Origin of the sequence: Streptomyces sp. ATCC 21386 (genome assembly GCF_018728545.1) — a bacterium.
Lineage (GTDB): Bacteria > Actinomycetota > Actinomycetes > Streptomycetales > Streptomycetaceae > Streptomyces.
The window spans coordinates 9,532,372-9,545,909 of the sequence record NZ_JAAVVL010000001.1; the positions used below are offsets into that span (position 1 = coordinate 9,532,372).

At 70.1% G+C, this 13,538-nt stretch carries 15 protein-coding genes and 1 tRNA gene; 8 read left to right on the forward strand and 8 right to left on the reverse strand.

Annotation, left to right across the window (positions count from 1 at the left end):
- Nucleotides 1-3 precede the first annotated feature (3 nt).
- The 5 genes from GWK25_RS41010 (at nucleotide 4) to GWK25_RS41030 (ending at nucleotide 4,485) form a co-directional block, all read left to right on the forward strand.
- Entirely contained in the window at nucleotides 4-630 is a 627-nt protein-coding gene (locus tag GWK25_RS41010; protein WP_215456684.1) for a hypothetical protein, read from the forward strand.
- A 14-nt stretch (nucleotides 631-644) separates the two neighbouring features.
- Nucleotides 645-3,224 (forward strand): right-handed parallel beta-helix repeat-containing protein, encoded by a 2,580-nt coding sequence (locus tag GWK25_RS41015; protein WP_215456686.1) that lies wholly within the window; start codon nucleotides 645-647, stop codon nucleotides 3,222-3,224.
- Nucleotides 3,225-3,287: 63 nt separating this feature from the next.
- A complete protein-coding gene (locus GWK25_RS41020) occupies nucleotides 3,288-4,004 on the forward strand; it encodes an N-acetylmuramoyl-L-alanine amidase (protein ID WP_215456688.1) in 717 nt (238 codons plus the stop codon).
- Between the two features lie 5 nt (nucleotides 4,005-4,009).
- Nucleotides 4,010-4,234, forward strand: coding sequence for a hypothetical protein (locus GWK25_RS41025; protein WP_215456690.1), 225 nt, complete (start codon nucleotides 4,010-4,012; stop codon nucleotides 4,232-4,234).
- Nucleotides 4,231-4,485, forward strand: coding sequence for a hypothetical protein (locus tag GWK25_RS41030; RefSeq protein ID WP_215456691.1), 255 nt, complete (start codon nucleotides 4,231-4,233; stop codon nucleotides 4,483-4,485). Before GWK25_RS41025 ends, GWK25_RS41030 begins: the two co-directional genes overlap by 4 nt.
- Before the next feature lie 65 nt (nucleotides 4,486-4,550).
- On the opposite strand, the gene GWK25_RS41035 is transcribed toward GWK25_RS41030, so the two are convergent.
- Genes GWK25_RS41035 through GWK25_RS41045 form a run of 3 tightly spaced genes read right to left on the reverse strand, consistent with a single transcriptional unit; the run spans nucleotide 4,551 to nucleotide 6,187 of the window.
- On the reverse strand, nucleotides 4,551-5,405 hold the full coding sequence (locus GWK25_RS41035; RefSeq protein WP_215456692.1) for a helix-turn-helix transcriptional regulator: 855 nt from the start codon (nucleotides 5,403-5,405) through the stop codon (nucleotides 4,551-4,553).
- A gap of 25 nt (nucleotides 5,406-5,430) precedes the next feature.
- Nucleotides 5,431-5,955, reverse strand: coding sequence for a DUF6879 family protein (locus GWK25_RS41040; protein WP_215456693.1), 525 nt, complete (start codon nucleotides 5,953-5,955; stop codon nucleotides 5,431-5,433).
- A complete protein-coding gene (locus tag GWK25_RS41045; protein ID WP_215456694.1) occupies nucleotides 5,927-6,187 on the reverse strand; it encodes a hypothetical protein in 261 nt (86 codons plus the stop codon). Before GWK25_RS41045 ends, GWK25_RS41040 begins: the two co-directional genes overlap by 29 nt.
- A 227-nt stretch (nucleotides 6,188-6,414) precedes the next feature.
- Between GWK25_RS41045 and GWK25_RS41050 the strand changes: the two genes are divergently transcribed.
- From GWK25_RS41050 to GWK25_RS41060, 3 genes are all read left to right on the forward strand, one after another.
- A complete protein-coding gene (locus GWK25_RS41050; RefSeq protein ID WP_215456695.1) occupies nucleotides 6,415-6,639 on the forward strand; it encodes a hypothetical protein in 225 nt (74 codons plus the stop codon).
- Nucleotides 6,636-6,917 carry a hypothetical protein gene (locus GWK25_RS41055; protein ID WP_215456697.1) on the forward strand — a complete coding sequence of 94 codons (282 nt, stop codon included), beginning with the start codon at nucleotides 6,636-6,638 and terminating at the stop codon, nucleotides 6,915-6,917. The genes GWK25_RS41050 and GWK25_RS41055 overlap by 4 nt, the downstream gene beginning before the upstream one ends.
- A 128-nt stretch (nucleotides 6,918-7,045) precedes the next feature.
- Nucleotides 7,046-7,354, forward strand: a complete 309-nt coding sequence (locus GWK25_RS41060) for an HNH endonuclease (RefSeq protein WP_060881692.1) — start codon at nucleotides 7,046-7,048, stop codon at nucleotides 7,352-7,354.
- 101 nt (nucleotides 7,355-7,455) lie between these two features.
- Here GWK25_RS41060 and GWK25_RS41065 read toward each other — a convergent pair.
- The 5 genes from GWK25_RS41065 to GWK25_RS41085 form a co-directional block, all read right to left on the reverse strand.
- Nucleotides 7,456-7,528 (reverse strand) — tRNA-Lys (locus GWK25_RS41065).
- 338 nt (nucleotides 7,529-7,866) lie between these two features.
- Entirely contained in the window at nucleotides 7,867-9,444 is a 1,578-nt protein-coding gene (locus GWK25_RS41070; protein WP_251829263.1) for an amino acid permease, read from the reverse strand.
- Nucleotides 9,445-9,666: 222 nt separating this feature from the next.
- Nucleotides 9,667-11,886, reverse strand: coding sequence for a DEAD/DEAH box helicase (locus GWK25_RS41075; protein ID WP_215456698.1), 2,220 nt, complete (start codon nucleotides 11,884-11,886; stop codon nucleotides 9,667-9,669).
- Between the two features lie 609 nt (nucleotides 11,887-12,495).
- Nucleotides 12,496-13,026 (reverse strand): hypothetical protein, encoded by a 531-nt coding sequence (locus GWK25_RS41080; RefSeq protein WP_215456699.1) that lies wholly within the window; start codon nucleotides 13,024-13,026, stop codon nucleotides 12,496-12,498.
- Between the two features lie 143 nt (nucleotides 13,027-13,169).
- The gene (locus tag GWK25_RS41085) at nucleotides 13,170-13,520 is read right to left on the reverse strand and encodes a metallopeptidase family protein (protein WP_041819691.1); all 351 of its coding nucleotides are present in this window, start codon (nucleotides 13,518-13,520) and stop codon (nucleotides 13,170-13,172) included.
- Nucleotides 13,521-13,538 lie beyond the last annotated feature (18 nt).

The following is a 13,538-nucleotide window of genomic DNA, read 5'->3' on the forward strand; positions in this document are numbered from 1 at the left end:
GTCTTGGCCACCATCGGATACGCCCAACTGCCCGTCCCCGCCGGGGCGTCCGCACCCGCCGTCGTCAGCGCCCTGGCCGACCTGGCCACCGCCATCGACCCGCACCTGGTGCAGCACGTCGAGGACCTCGCCGACCGGACCGCGACGCTGTCGGCGGCACCGCAGCACACCGTCGCGGTCGCCGACGACGGCACCACCTGGATCAAGACCGACGGCGGCACCGACACCTGGGCCACCGTGTGGGAACCGCTCCCCGACTGGCAGAACGTCACGCTCGCCTCCGGCTACCAGACGTCCGGCGGCTACACCCCGCAGGCCCGCCTCATCGGCAAGCAGGTGTTCCTGCGCGGACGCATCGAGCGCGTCGACGGCACGGTCATCGTGAACAACGGCGTGAAGATCGGCGCCGTCCCCACCTCGTGCATCCCGCAGGAGCAGGTCGGCACCTACGCCGCCACATGCTCGCTGGCAGGCGACGTCGTCATCGGCGTGGGCAAGTTCGAGGTCCTGGAGGTCGGCACGTCGTCCACGCTCGGCGTCGCCGGAGACCTCACCTGGTGGTCACAGGACGGGCCAACGGCCGGCGGCGTCCCGTGGATCGGCATCAACGGCTCCTACTGGACTGACTGAAAGGGACACCGAGCATGCCGCTCTACACCTTCGGCGGAACACCGTCCGACGTCCTGACCGACGCTCAGGGCAACGTGGTCCCCGACTATCAGGTGCTGGTGTACCGGGCGGGAACCAGTGAGCTGGTCACCGCCCTGTTCGAGACGGACGGCACGACCGCCATCAGCGAGCTGCGCACCAACGACACCGGCAGCGACACCCCGGGCGCCATCCGCACGTTCAAGGCGGCCGACGTCACCGCGATCGACTACGTCTACAACGGGACCGGCGGCCCGGTCCGCTGGTACCAGGCCGCCCGCGAACTCGCCCAGGAAGCCGCGAGCGCGGCAGCGAACGCCCTGTCCAAGGAGGACGGCGGCACCGTCCAAGGGCCGACCACGTTCGAGGCGGGCCTGAGCGTCGAGGACGGGCTGACCGTCACTGGCGGCGCCACCGTCGACGGCCTGGACGTCGAGGGCGACCTGACCGTGGACGGCACGTTCACCCCGGAGAACCTCCAGCTGTCCGGCATGAGGATCTTCAACCCGAAGGTCTACGGAGCGCTCGGCAACGGCACCGGCAACGACGCCCCCTTCATCAACCAGGCCCTGACCGCGGCGAACGCGGCAGGCGGCGGCTGGGTCATCATCCCGTCCGGCGTCTACATGATCGGCGAGATCCTCAGAATCCGCCGCAACACCCGCCTCACCCTGATGCCGGGCGCCGAGCTTCGCCGGAACTACGCCGGGACCATGCTCCTGAACGGCGACTCCGACCAGGACCACGGCGGCTACACCGGCCACGGAAACATCCTGATCGAGGGCGGCCTGTGGAACATGAGGGGGACCACGTCCGGCCTGACCGGCTCGGCGATGTGCATCTCCATCGGGCACGCCCAGGGCGTCACCATCCGCGACCTCGAAGTCCGGGACGTCTCCGGCTATCACGCGATCGAGCTGAACTCCACGAAGCACGCCCTCGTCGACAACTGCCGGTTCGTCGGTTACGTCGACCCCGGCGGCAGGGACTTCTCCGAGGCCGTTCAGACCGACCTGGCGAAATCGTCCGGCGTCTTCGGCGGGTTCGGGCCGTACGACAACACCGTGTGCGAGGACATCGAGGTCCGCGGCTGCTACTTCGGCGCCAGCGGCACCGGTGGAACGACCGCGTGGCCACGCGGGGTTGGCTCCCACAGCGCGACCGTCGGGACCGCCCACCGCCGCACCCGGATCATCGGCAACACCTTCGAGGGCCTGCTTCAGTACCCGGTCGTCGCCTACGCCTGGGACGACACCGTCATCCAGGGCAACACCATGAAGGGCTGCGGCGCCGGTATCCGGGCCAGGTCCATCATCAGCGCCGACGCCGCCGACAGCACGAACCTGGCCGGGGTCGTCACCAACGCCTCCCAGGTCATGCGGAACCTGGCCATCGTCGGGAACACCCTGCGCGACACCGGCAGCGTCGACGACGCCATCCTCCTGTACGGCGAGGAGACCGGCCGGATCCACGACGTCACGATCAACGGCAACGTCGTCGACACGGTCGGCGGCGGCGAGAACGGCATCCGCCTCTTCCACGTCGAGCAGTACGCCGTGTCCGGCAACACGGTGCGCGAGCCCGGCGGTACCGGGATCTCGCAGGAGCAGGTGTTCGGCGGCACCGTGTCCGGCAACCGGATCTACCAGCCCGGCGGATCCGGCGTCTCCTGCGACACCGGCCAGGGCGTGACGATCGCCTCCAACACGATGCGCAACGCGGGCACCAACGGCATCCACCTGCTCGGCGGCTCGGACGTTCAGGTCCTGGACAACTTCATCAAGGGCTCGTCGAGGTCGGCGGCCGGGAACTACGGGATGCGCGTCTCCAGCTCGCTGGACGGGCTGCTCGTGGCGGGCAACCGGGTGCGCAAGTACGGCTCCGGGAACGAGGCCGCCTGGGGCCTGTCCATCACGTCGACGTGTACCAACGTCCGCCGGTACGGCAACGACCTCGCCGACTCCGGCACGTCCGGCTCGCTCGATGACCAGTCCACCGGCAACGAGCCCAGCCCGTTCGACGCGGCCGGCGTCGTCGAGCTGCTCGTGCGCCCCTCAGGGCGGCACGAGACGACCAGCCGCCTGCGGTGCGGGACGACGTCGACACCGACCTCGGGGACGCTGTACCTGGTCCCGATCTGGCTGCCCAAGGGCGCCGTCATCTCGAACATCAGCTTCGTGTCGGGTGGCACCGCGATGGTGACGCCGACCAACTGGTGGTTCACCCTCCACGACCGCTCCCGCGTCGCGCTCGCCCGCACGGCCGACCAGCTGACCGCCGCATGGGCCGCCAACACCGTGAAGACGCTGGCGATCGCGCAGGCCACCGCCGGGGCCGCCAGCTCGTACACCACCACGTACGGCGGCCTGCACTACCTCGGCGTCATGATCAAGGCGACGACCGTGCCGAACCTCGTCTCGGAGGGCTCCCTCGCCGACGTCCTCGCGTCCGTGTCACCGGGATTCGGCGGCACCGACACCGGCCAGACCACCCCGCCCACCGTCACCGGCGGGGCTTTCACCGCCGGAGCCTTCGGAGCGGGCAGCGGAATCCTGGTGCACGGATACACCACCTGACCCGCCCCGCCCCTGACCGCCCTGAGCCATCCGGCCAGGGCCTTTCTCATGTCTGGAGGCCTCATGGCCACACCTCTGTCCGCTGCCAAGTTCCTCGCCGCTCTGAAGGCGGAGGGCGTGAAGGTCGTCGAGGTCGACGGCTGGGAGGACCACAACCGGGAAGGACACGGCGCCTGGGGCCCCGTCCACGGCGTCATGGTCCACCACACCGTGACCAAGGGCACCGCCAACACGGTGAACATCTGCTGGAACGGCTACCAGGGACTGCCCGGCCCGCTGTGCCACGGCGTCGTCGCCAAGAACGGCGCCATCCACCTCGTCGGCTACGGCCGCGCCAACCATGCCGGCCTCGGCGACGACGACGTCCTCACCGCGGTCATCGCAGAGAAGGCGCTGCCCGCGGCGAACGAGGCGAACACCGACGGCAACAGCCGCTTCTACGGCTTCGAGTGCGAGAACCTCGGCGACGGCAAGGACCCCTGGCCCGCCGCCCAGGTCGAGGCCATGGTCCGCGCCGCAGCCGCACTGTGCCGGGCGCATGGCTGGGGCAAGAACGGCGACACCTCGGTGATCGGCCACAAGGAGTGGCAGCCCGGGAAGGTCGACCCGCTCGGGCCCGGGGTGTCCATGCCGGACATCCGGAAGCGCGTGGCCGAACGGCTGAAGCACCCGGCTTCCTGGTCGCCCGGCACCGCGCCGCCGGCGCCGAAGCCGCCCACGACCGAGGAGCGGCTGACCGATCTGGAGAAGCGCGTCGCCGCGCTGGAGAAGAAGGGCTGACCCTCATGCAGGACTCGACCAAGCGCACCGTGCGCACCGTCCTCCAGACCGCTGTCGGCATCGCCGTGATGCTGCCTGCGATCGTGTCCGCCTCCGGCATCCCGGAGGCACTCCCCTGGGTGGCCGTGTCCCTCGCCGTTGCTGGAGGCTTCGCCCGGGTCATGGCACTGCCCGGCGTCCAGGTACTGCTCCCGGGCTGGCTTCGTACGGACGACGGAGGCCGCGAGTGACGCCGCCGGAATCCACGTCGATCGCGCTGGAGCTGGCCGAGCTCCGGCGCGCGGTCGATGTGGGGAACGCGACGACGCAGGGGCAGCTGGCTCTGCTGGTACAGCGTGGCGACCAGACGGACCGCCGCCTGGACGATCACGAGGCCCGGCTCGACGCAGCGGAGCGGAATCGGTGGCCGCTGCCATCTGTCGCTGCCGTGACGGCGCTCGCGGCTCTGGGTCTGACGCTGTACGAGATCGCCGCCCGCTGACCCATGACAACGCCCCCTGCACGGCCCACAGCGGCTGTGCAGGGGGCGTTTCGTCATGCCCTGGGTCAGTGCAGCGCCTCGATGGCCCTGAGGATCAGGGCGCGCGCATCGGCCCCGTACACAGCCATGCCACGCAGCTGCTCGAACGCCTTCAGGTATTGGGCGATCTCGGAGGGCTGGGTGATGTTGACCTCCGCCGACAGGAACTCCACCGATACGAGGGTGTCGTCGTAGACGTGGAACGTCTCCACGGGCCACTGCCGCCGCTCCCGCGCCGCCATGGGGATGATGCCCAGCGACACCTGCGGCAGCGCCCCAGCGGTGAGGAGATGCCCGAGCTGGGCGGCCATCGCGTCCCCGTCGCCCAGCTGCGTGTAGAGCACGGCCTCTTCAATGACCATCACGAACCGGTGGCCGCGCTCGTGAATGATGCGGGACCGTTCGACACGGGCCGCCGCGGCTGAGGCGCCGTCATTGAACGGGATGCCCCGGAAGTCGGCGATGTTGCTCAGCAGCGCAGCCGCGTAGCCCTCGGTCTGCAGCAGCCCGGGAACCATCGTCGAGGAGTAGATCCGGAACAGCTCGGTGTCGTGGAAGAACTGCACCATGCTGTCCTGAAGCTGCTTCATCCCCCGGCGCACCTGGTGGCGCCACTCGCTGTACATCGACTCGGCGTTAAGAGACTGGACGACGAGGTCTTCCGCCTGGTCGACGGCATTGCAGGCGGCGGCCCACGCCCGGATGTCCTTCGCCGAGGGCGCGGTGACCGCGTTCTCGATGCGGGACGTCTTGGAGTGACGCCAGCCGCACCGGCCGGCCAGCTCAACGACCGTCAGCCCCGCGCTCTTGCGGAGGTCGCGCAGTCGCGCGGCGACGACCTTGCGCGCGGCCTGGGCCGACGAGGACGGGGAGACAGGCATGAACTGGCCTACCGATGCTTCTCTGTCAGCGGATGTCGTACTGGTCGTGCGGGGTGGCTCGCGCCCAGACTGCCTCGAAGGCTTCGGTGCACAGCTTGGCGGCGGCCGGGTTGTCGGTGATCTCCTCGTCGATCCACGAGCCGTCGCCAGCGAAGTGGTTCCAGTGGACCCACTGCTCGTCGAACAGCCAGAAGTCGTTGCCCGGCAGGGCGAGGTCGGAGGCCTGGCGGCGGGGCAGCCAGCGGACTTGTTCGCCTGCGGCGACGTTGGTGAACGTGCCGTCGTACAGGAAGCGGGTGTACTCACTGACCGGTTCGGACACGATGCGGGCCCGGCGCACGACGGCACCGCGGCCGGTGGTCTCCTCTATGAGATCGAGCCACGGCCGCCACCAAGAGGCACGGTCGGCCGGATCATGGCGGAAGCCTGCCCGCCACTGGGCGAACGGGCCTTCCTCGTAGTCGACGGCGTAGGCGTCGCGCATCTCCAGATGGACCGCTGACCGGCAGCCAGCCATCAGCTCATCGAATGTCGGCACGCTCGACGGCATCGCACGCCTCCCTGATCATGTCCACCATCCTGGCGGGGATACGGATCACTGCCTCGTTCTCCGGGATCCCGACGGCATGGCCGGGCACCTCGAACGCGGCGCACTCTGCTTCGAGTTCGGTGCCCGGCTTCCAGCCCTGGAGCACGAGTTCCTTCTTCTCCTGGTCGACCCACACCGTGGGGCTCTGCTTGTCCCCGGTGTTGGGGTCGATGCCGATGAACAGTAGCGACATGGCCACCTCCGTCTCTGCGTTGTGCAGTTATGTCCACCACGGTCGACCCACAGGACGAGCCGGTCAAGGGGGCGTCAGGGCTGTCACCCCTCCCAAGTGCCGCATAGACAGATCTGCACATTGCTGGCCATGCCGCGCGAGCCGCTCCTAGCGTCGGCAGACACGAGAAAACCCCGGCGAGGTGTCCGCCTCCCGGGGCGCGGCCAACGCTGCAGAGGAGCGCCGACATGGCCATGTCTACCACCCGCCTGCCCCAGCAGACCACGATGGATCCGCCGCCCCTTCTCGCCCTCCCCCGCGAGGATCCGGTCCCGCCGGCCGACTGCGAGCGGTGCGCGAAGCTGGCCGAGCAGAGGGCAGCCGCACGGGCCGCCGACGACGGGTCGCGGGTCTCCGACTGCAACGTCCTCATCCGCGCCCACCACCCGGCACGCCGGAAGGCGAGGCGGTGACCGTGGACAGCCCCGAGGACACCGGCAAGACCCCGGCCGGGAGCCGAATTGAGGAACGCTGGCTCGACACCGGCTCAGGTCCCGGCCGCACGGTGCAGGTTGAGGTGTACGACTGCGTCGACGAGGACCCCGAGACGGCCTACCGGCGGATCCTGGACCACGGGATGGACTGCCCGACATGCCGGACGGTGGACGCGGACGGCCGCGCGAACGGCGACTGCGACATAGCCCGACGCCTCAACCTCGCCTGGGGGATGGCGCGCCGCCAGACCGCCTGACACCGACGACTCCCGCCCGCTCCCGCACCCCGTGAGTTCCTGGGGGCGGGCGGTTCCAGGCCCCGGCCGGTGATGCGCGTCCCGGCCGGGGCCGACCCATGTCAGCGGCGGCTGAGAGAGTGAGGGGCATGCCCCGGAACCTGCACCCCGCACGCGATATCTCCGCACAGGTCCGCCGCGAAGTGCTGGACGCCTGCTGCGCGTACTGCGGCGACCCGTTCCCCACGGAGGTCGACCACATCGTCCCCGTAGCCCAGGGCGGCACGTCGGACCGCGAGAACCTAGCTCCGGCGTGCAGTCCGTGCAACGGGGAGAAGCTCGACTTCACGCCGGAGGAATGGAAGGCGTGGCGGCTGGAGATGGGCTGGTGCTGGCCGCCGAAGTCCCGCGCGGCGCGGATCCAGGAACTCGTCGAGCAGTACATGCCGAGCGCATGATCTCTGCGCCTCGGTTGAGCTTCGACTGAGCTAACGATCATCGAGCCCCTGAAAACGCCATGAGCCCCAGTCCAGATACGCTCTGAACTGGGGCTCTTGTGTAGGCCCTGTGGGACTCGAACCCACAACCAATGGATTAAAAGTCCACTGCTCTGCCAATTGAGCTAAGGGCCCAGGCGATGTTGCCTCCCCGAGCATAGCCGGACGTGGCCGGGAGTCCGATCGGGTATCGGTACCCGGCCGCGTCGGAGGGCCGTAAAAAGGTCCGCCGCAGAACAGAACGGGCGGAAGATCGGCGGAAGTCGGGCGAGTTGGCCGGGCCGGACCCCTCCCGTCGCCACGGAACGGCGGCGCGCCGCACCGACCGAACGGCAGGGGCCGGGCCCGGCCACGAACTCACGACGTCACGATGGCCTGCGGTCTGCGGACCGCAGACCAGGGACCACTCACCAGGGACCACTGACCAGGGATCACGGATCACGGATCACGGATCACGGATCACGGATCACGGATCACGGATCGACGATCGGCTCCGGCGTCGTCTTCCGGGCAGCCTCACGGGCCAGACTCCGCTCGTGTTCGGGGTTGAGGAACCAGTGGCGAGCGGAGACCGCCCACCACAGCGCCGCGAAGCCCAGCACCACGAGCACGGCGACCGGGGCGTAGTTGAAGTTCTCGGAGGTGACCGGGGAGAGCTGCGGGAGCATGAACAGGACGGTGATGAAGAAGACCCAGACCACCGCGACGACGCCGACCACCCGCGACCAGCGGCCCAGGTGCCAGGGCCCGCGCTCGAACGCGTCGCCCTTGCGCAGCCTCAGCAGGGTCGGGATGACGTACGCGATGTAGAGGCCGATCACCGCGATGGAGGTGACGGCGGCGTACGCCGTCACATTGATCAGGTACGGGAGGCCGAGGAGGAGCGCGCCGCCCGCCGCCAGCCACACCGCCGCCACGGGGGTGCGCGTGCGGGGGCTGACCGTGTGCCAGACGTGCGAGAACGGGAGCGCCCCGTCGCGTGAGAAGGCGTAGATCATGCGGCTGTTGGCGGTGACCGAGGCCATGCCGCAGAAGAGCTGCGCTCCGATGATGACGAGGAGGAGCAGTTTGCCGCCGGTCGCGCCGAGCGCGTCCAGCAGGATCTGCGCGGGCGGCACACCGGTCGCCGACTCGCGCGCCCCGTCGTAGGACTGGATGGCGAAGGTGAAGCCGAGGAGGAGGACGAGGCCCGCCACCCACGACGTCCAGATGGACTGGACGATGCCCTTGGGGCCGGCCGTCGACGCGTCGTGCGTCTCCTCGGTCATATGGGCCGAGGCGTCGTACCCGGTGAAGGTGTACTGCGCCATCAGCAGCCCCAGCAGCACCACGTACAACCCGCTGCTCCAGCCCGTCTCGTTGACGAACTCGGTGAACACGAAGGACGCCGACTGATGACTGTCCGGGACGATGACGAGCGCTCCGACGATGACGACCACACCCACCACGTGCCACCACACGCTGACGCTGTTCAGCAGACCGACGATCCGGACTCCGAAGGTGTTCAGCAGACCGTGGAGCAGCAGGATCGCGGCGAAGAGGAGGATCGTCCGGCCCGGGGTCACCTCGAAGCCGAACTCCAGGTTCAGGTACGCCGCCAGGAACGACGCCGCGCCGAAGTCGATGCCGGCGGTCACGGCCACCTGGCCGAGCACGTTGAACCAGCCCGTGAACCACGCCCAGGCCGCCGCGCTGCGCTTCGGCGCCAGTCGGTGCGCCCAGAAGTACAGGCCGGCGGAGGTCGGGTAGGCCGAGCAGATCTCGGCCATGGCCAGACCCACGAAGAGCGTCATCAGACCGACCGCGACCCAGCCCCAGGTGATCACCGCGGGCCCGCCGGTGTTCATGCCGAAGAGATAGAGGGTCATACAGCCGGACAGGACCGAGATGATCGTGAAGGAGACCGCGTAGTTGGAGAACGCGGACATACGGCGGGCGAGGACCTGCGTGTAGCCCAGCTGGGCCAACCGCTCCTCGTCGGACACCGAGACCGACACAGAGTCCGGGGCCGAAGCCCCGGCTGCCCCACGGGCTATGTCGTCATCTGTCATGCCCCCAGCAATTCCCTTTCCAGGGACGTGACATGCGCCACACCGTGGCCGAAAACCAGCGGGGGACGGGAGGGAAAACCGAAGGGCCCGTACGACCGAAGTCGTACGGGCCCTTCTCTCTGTCAGCCGGCGTCAGCCGCGGCGCCTGTGTCGGCGGCCGTCAGCCGTCACGCCTGTCCGTCGGCCGTCGGCTGTCAGGCGTTGGCCGTCAGTCGTCAGCCGTCAGCCGTTGCGCTTCCAGCGCGGCTTGTCGTCACGACGGCCGAAGGAGGAGCCGGTGCCGCTGCCGCTGCCGCGGTGGTCGTCACGACGGCCGTACGGGCGCTCGTGGCCACCGGAGCGGAAGCCCGGACGGTCGCTCTGGCGGTCGCGGTTGAAGGGACGGTCGCTGCCCCGGTGCCCGCCGCGCTCGTCGCGGCGCTCGAAGGAACGGCCACCACGGTCGTTGTCCCGGCGGAAGCCACCACGGTCGTTGCGGTCACGGTCGAAGGAACGCCCACCGCGCTCACCGTCACGACGCTCGAACCCACCGCGCTCGTCGTCCCGACGGAACCCGCCGCGGTCGTTGTCACGACGCTCGAAGGAACGGCCACCACGCTCGTTGTCCCGACGGAAGCCACCACGGTCGCCGTCCCGACGCTCGAAGGAACGGCCACCACGCTCGTTGTCCCGACGGAAGCCACCACGGTCGTTGTCACGACGCTCGAAGGAACGCCCACCACGGTCGCCGTCCCGACGGTCGTCACGGCGGTCGAAGCCACCGCGCTCACCGTCGCGCCGGTCGTCACGGCGGAACCCGCCACGGTCGCCGCGGTCGCCGCGGTCGTGGTCACGACGCTCGTAGCCGTTGCCCCGCTCCTCGCGGCGCTGGCGCGGCTGGTCGTACGAGGGACGCTCGTACGCCGGACGCTCGTGCACGGGCTGCTCGACGATCGCGGCCGGGGCCTCGACCGACGAGGCACCGTCCGCCTCGACGACGGCGGCGGCGGTCTCCGCGGCCTCGGCGGCCGCGGCCGCGACAGCGGCCTCCGGGTCCTCGCCCCGCTCCCGGGCGGCACGCGCGGTCAGCCGGTCGGCCTCCTCGCGCAGCTCGCTCGCGCGGCGCGTGGCCCGCTCCAACTGCTTGGTGAGGTGAGCGACTTCACGCTCGGCCTGCTGCGCGGCGTTGCCGGCGGACTCGGCCTGGACCTCGGTCATCGACCGGGCGCCCGTGATCTCGGCGACCTCGGGGTCGAACGTCGAACCACCCTGGATGATGTGACGCCCGGCGTCGACGCCCGCGTCCTCCATCAGCCGGAAGATCTGGCGGCGCTGGTGCGGCAGCGAGAGGGACACGACCGTGCCCGTACGCCCGGCACGCGCCGTACGGCCGGCGCGGTGCAGGTAGTCCTTGTGGTCGCCGGCCGGGTCCACGTTGAGGACGAGGTCGATGCCGTCGACGTGGATGCCTCGGGCGGCGACGTCGGTCGCGACGAGCGCGTTGACGTAGCCCTTCTTGAAGTCCTCCAGCACCCGGGTACGCGCGCCCTGCGTCATACCGCCGTGCAGCGCGTCGGCCTTCACACCGGAGTCACACAGCTGCTCGGCGATACGGTCGGCACCGAGCTGGGTGCGGACGAAGATGATGGTGCGGCCCTTGCGGGAGGCGATCGCGGCGGTGACCGGTGCCTTGTCCTTGGGCTTCACGATCAGGATGTGGTGCGACATGGTCGTGACGTTGCCCTGGGCGCTGTCGACCTCGTGCGTGACCGGGTTGCTCAGGTAGCGCTTGACCAGCGTGGAGATCTCGTTCTCCATGGTCGCGGAGAACAGCATCCGCTGGCCGCCGGCCGGGACCTGGTCGAGCAGCTCGGTGACCTCGGGCAGGAAGCCCAGGTCCGACATCTGGTCGGCCTCGTCGAGGACGGCGATCTGGACGTTCTCCAGCGAGCAGGCACCGCGGTTGATGATGTCGCGCAGGCGGCCGGGGGTGGCGACGAGGACGTCGACGCCGCGCTCCAGGGCGTAGATCTGGTTGCCCATCGACGTACCGCCGCAGACGACCTTCATCTTCAGGCCGAGGACGTCGCCGTACGGCTGGAGCGCGTCCGCGACCTGCATCGCGAGCTCACGGGTCGGGGTGAGGATGACGGCGCGCGGCTTGTGCTTCTCGGTGCGACCGCCGGCCAGCGTGGCCAGGGTCGGCAGGCCGAAGGAGAGGGTCTTGCCGGAGCCGGTGCGGCCCCGGCCGAGGATGTCCTTGCCGGCCAGGGCGTCCGGGATGGTCGCGGCCTGGATCGGGAAGGGGGTGGTCACGCCGTTCTGCGCGAGCTTGCGCACGACGCCCTCGGGGAGACCGAGGTCCGCGAAGGTGACCTCGGGGGCCGCCGTCTCGACGGAGTCGTTCTCGCCGTTCTCGCCGTTCTCGGGCACGACAACGTGATCAGTACTGGAAATGGACATGCGTATGCGAAACCTTCCGGAGTCTCGTCGGCACGCGCCCGTCAACTCCGTGATTCGCACACGACCGCCTCTATGCGGTCCGCCACGGCAAGGGAGAGTACGCGCCACACGGCGCGCTCTGCGGTGGCGCCGGGCAAATGGGATCAAACGATCTACCACCATACGCACCCACCACCCCCCAAGGCAAACTGAGCGGATATCCGCAGGTCAGGTGTGCGCGGGAGATTCAGCGGCGATGGCGGTGCAGGGCCCCGGCCCGGTCCACGGCAGGACCACGCGCAGCCACGGGAGGGAATGCGGTTGGTCACACGGGCGCCCGGGGGGCGGCACCCCGAGGGTCCCGAGCGGAGCGCCATGAGGTCGTGAGGTGCGGCAGGGGCGATGCCGTGGAACCGGCAGCGACCAGGGGAACACGGCACCTTCGACGGAGTCCGGCGCGGAGCCTCGTGCGACCGCGGCGAGCGCCCGGCGCGGCCGGACACCACCAGTGCCCACCTGCCCGTCCACCCCACCGCGTCGCCACCCGCGTTCCGCTGGGACGGCACCGTCGTCCAAGCCGACCGGTGCCCCTCTCTCCAGGACGCCCCCTCCGGCCCGACCGCCCAAGGCCTACGCCGCGTTGCCCGCCTCGGGCGCCGGCTCCCGTTCCATCAGCTGCGCCCCCTGTTCGTGCGCGGACGAGGACGGCTCGGCCGAGGGTTCCGGCGACGGCGGGGGCTCCACCGGCTTCGTCGGCTCCGGCTCGGGCGGCACCACCGTCGGCGGGGGAGTCGGCTCGCCCTGCGTCGGCTCGGGCTTCGGCGGCCGCTCCCCCTTCCCCTCGCCCTTGCCCCCCTTGGGCGGTGCCGCCTTGCCGGACGGCTTGGCCGTCCCGGACGCCGACGCGGAAGCGGACGCGGACTCGGCGGCGGAGGGGTCGGGCGAGGCGGAGCCACGGCGCTTGCCCTGCCCGGACTCGTACCCCGTGCCGCCTCCGCCCGTCACCGCGGAGCCCCCGTCCGGCTTCTCCCCACCTGGTTGCCCCACGGACGGCGACGGCCCGGGCTTCCGCCCGTCGTCCCCCACGCTCATACAGCCGCCGGCTGCCGCGACGGCCAGGACCGTGGCGGCCAGACGGACGGATACGTTCAAGGCGCGCACGGCGGCCACCTCCGAGGGGGGCGAATGAGGAGTCCCCCTGCCCAACTCCCGCCGCCCACAAGAGGACACGCGCCCACCGGCAGCGCCCCGAGGGGGCAAGCCTCCCCGAAAGCGACCGATCGACCGCAACCGAGCGACGGTGGCTATCCGTACCCGAGCGCGTGCAACCGCGCGTCATCGATCCCGAAGTGGTGCGCGATCTCGTGCACCACGGTCACCTCGGTCTCCGCGACCACGTCCTCCCGCGAATCGCACATCCGCAGCGTCGGCCCCCGGTAGATCGTGATCCGGTCCGGCAGCACCCCGGCGTACCACTCCCCGCGATCCGTGAGCGGAGTCCCCTCGTACAGCCCGAGCAGCTCGGGATCGTCGGCGGGCGGCTCGTCCTCCACGAACACCGCCACGTTGTCCATCAGCCGCGTCAGCTCCGGCGGAATCCGGTCCAACGCTTCGGCGACCAGTTCCTCGAACTCCTCGCGCGTCATCTCCAGCACACGGCCATTGTCATGCAC

Excerpts from the sequence above, each read along its gene's own strand:
- GWK25_RS41050 (WP_215456695.1), top strand. The coding sequence starts at position 6,415 with ATGGCCATGTCTACCACCCGCCTGCCCCAGCAGACCACGATGGATCCG.
- GWK25_RS41020 (WP_215456688.1), top strand. The coding sequence starts at position 3,288 with ATGGCCACACCTCTGTCCGCTGCCAAGTTCCTCGCCGCTCTGAAGGCG.
- GWK25_RS41035 (WP_215456692.1), bottom strand. The coding sequence starts at position 5,405 with ATGCCTGTCTCCCCGTCCTCGTCGGCCCAGGCCGCGCGCAAGGTCGTC.
- GWK25_RS41040 (WP_215456693.1), bottom strand. The coding sequence starts at position 5,955 with ATGCCGTCGAGCGTGCCGACATTCGATGAGCTGATGGCTGGCTGCCGG.
- GWK25_RS41025 (WP_215456690.1), top strand. The coding sequence starts at position 4,010 with ATGCAGGACTCGACCAAGCGCACCGTGCGCACCGTCCTCCAGACCGCT.
- GWK25_RS41045 (WP_215456694.1), bottom strand. The coding sequence starts at position 6,187 with ATGTCGCTACTGTTCATCGGCATCGACCCCAACACCGGGGACAAGCAG.
- GWK25_RS41015 (WP_215456686.1), top strand. The coding sequence starts at position 645 with ATGCCGCTCTACACCTTCGGCGGAACACCGTCCGACGTCCTGACCGAC.
- GWK25_RS41075 (WP_215456698.1), bottom strand. The coding sequence starts at position 11,886 with ATGTCCATTTCCAGTACTGATCACGTTGTCGTGCCCGAGAACGGCGAG.
- GWK25_RS41070 (WP_251829263.1), bottom strand. The coding sequence starts at position 9,444 with ATGACAGATGACGACATAGCCCGTGGGGCAGCCGGGGCTTCGGCCCCG.
- GWK25_RS41060 (WP_060881692.1), top strand. The coding sequence starts at position 7,046 with ATGCCCCGGAACCTGCACCCCGCACGCGATATCTCCGCACAGGTCCGC.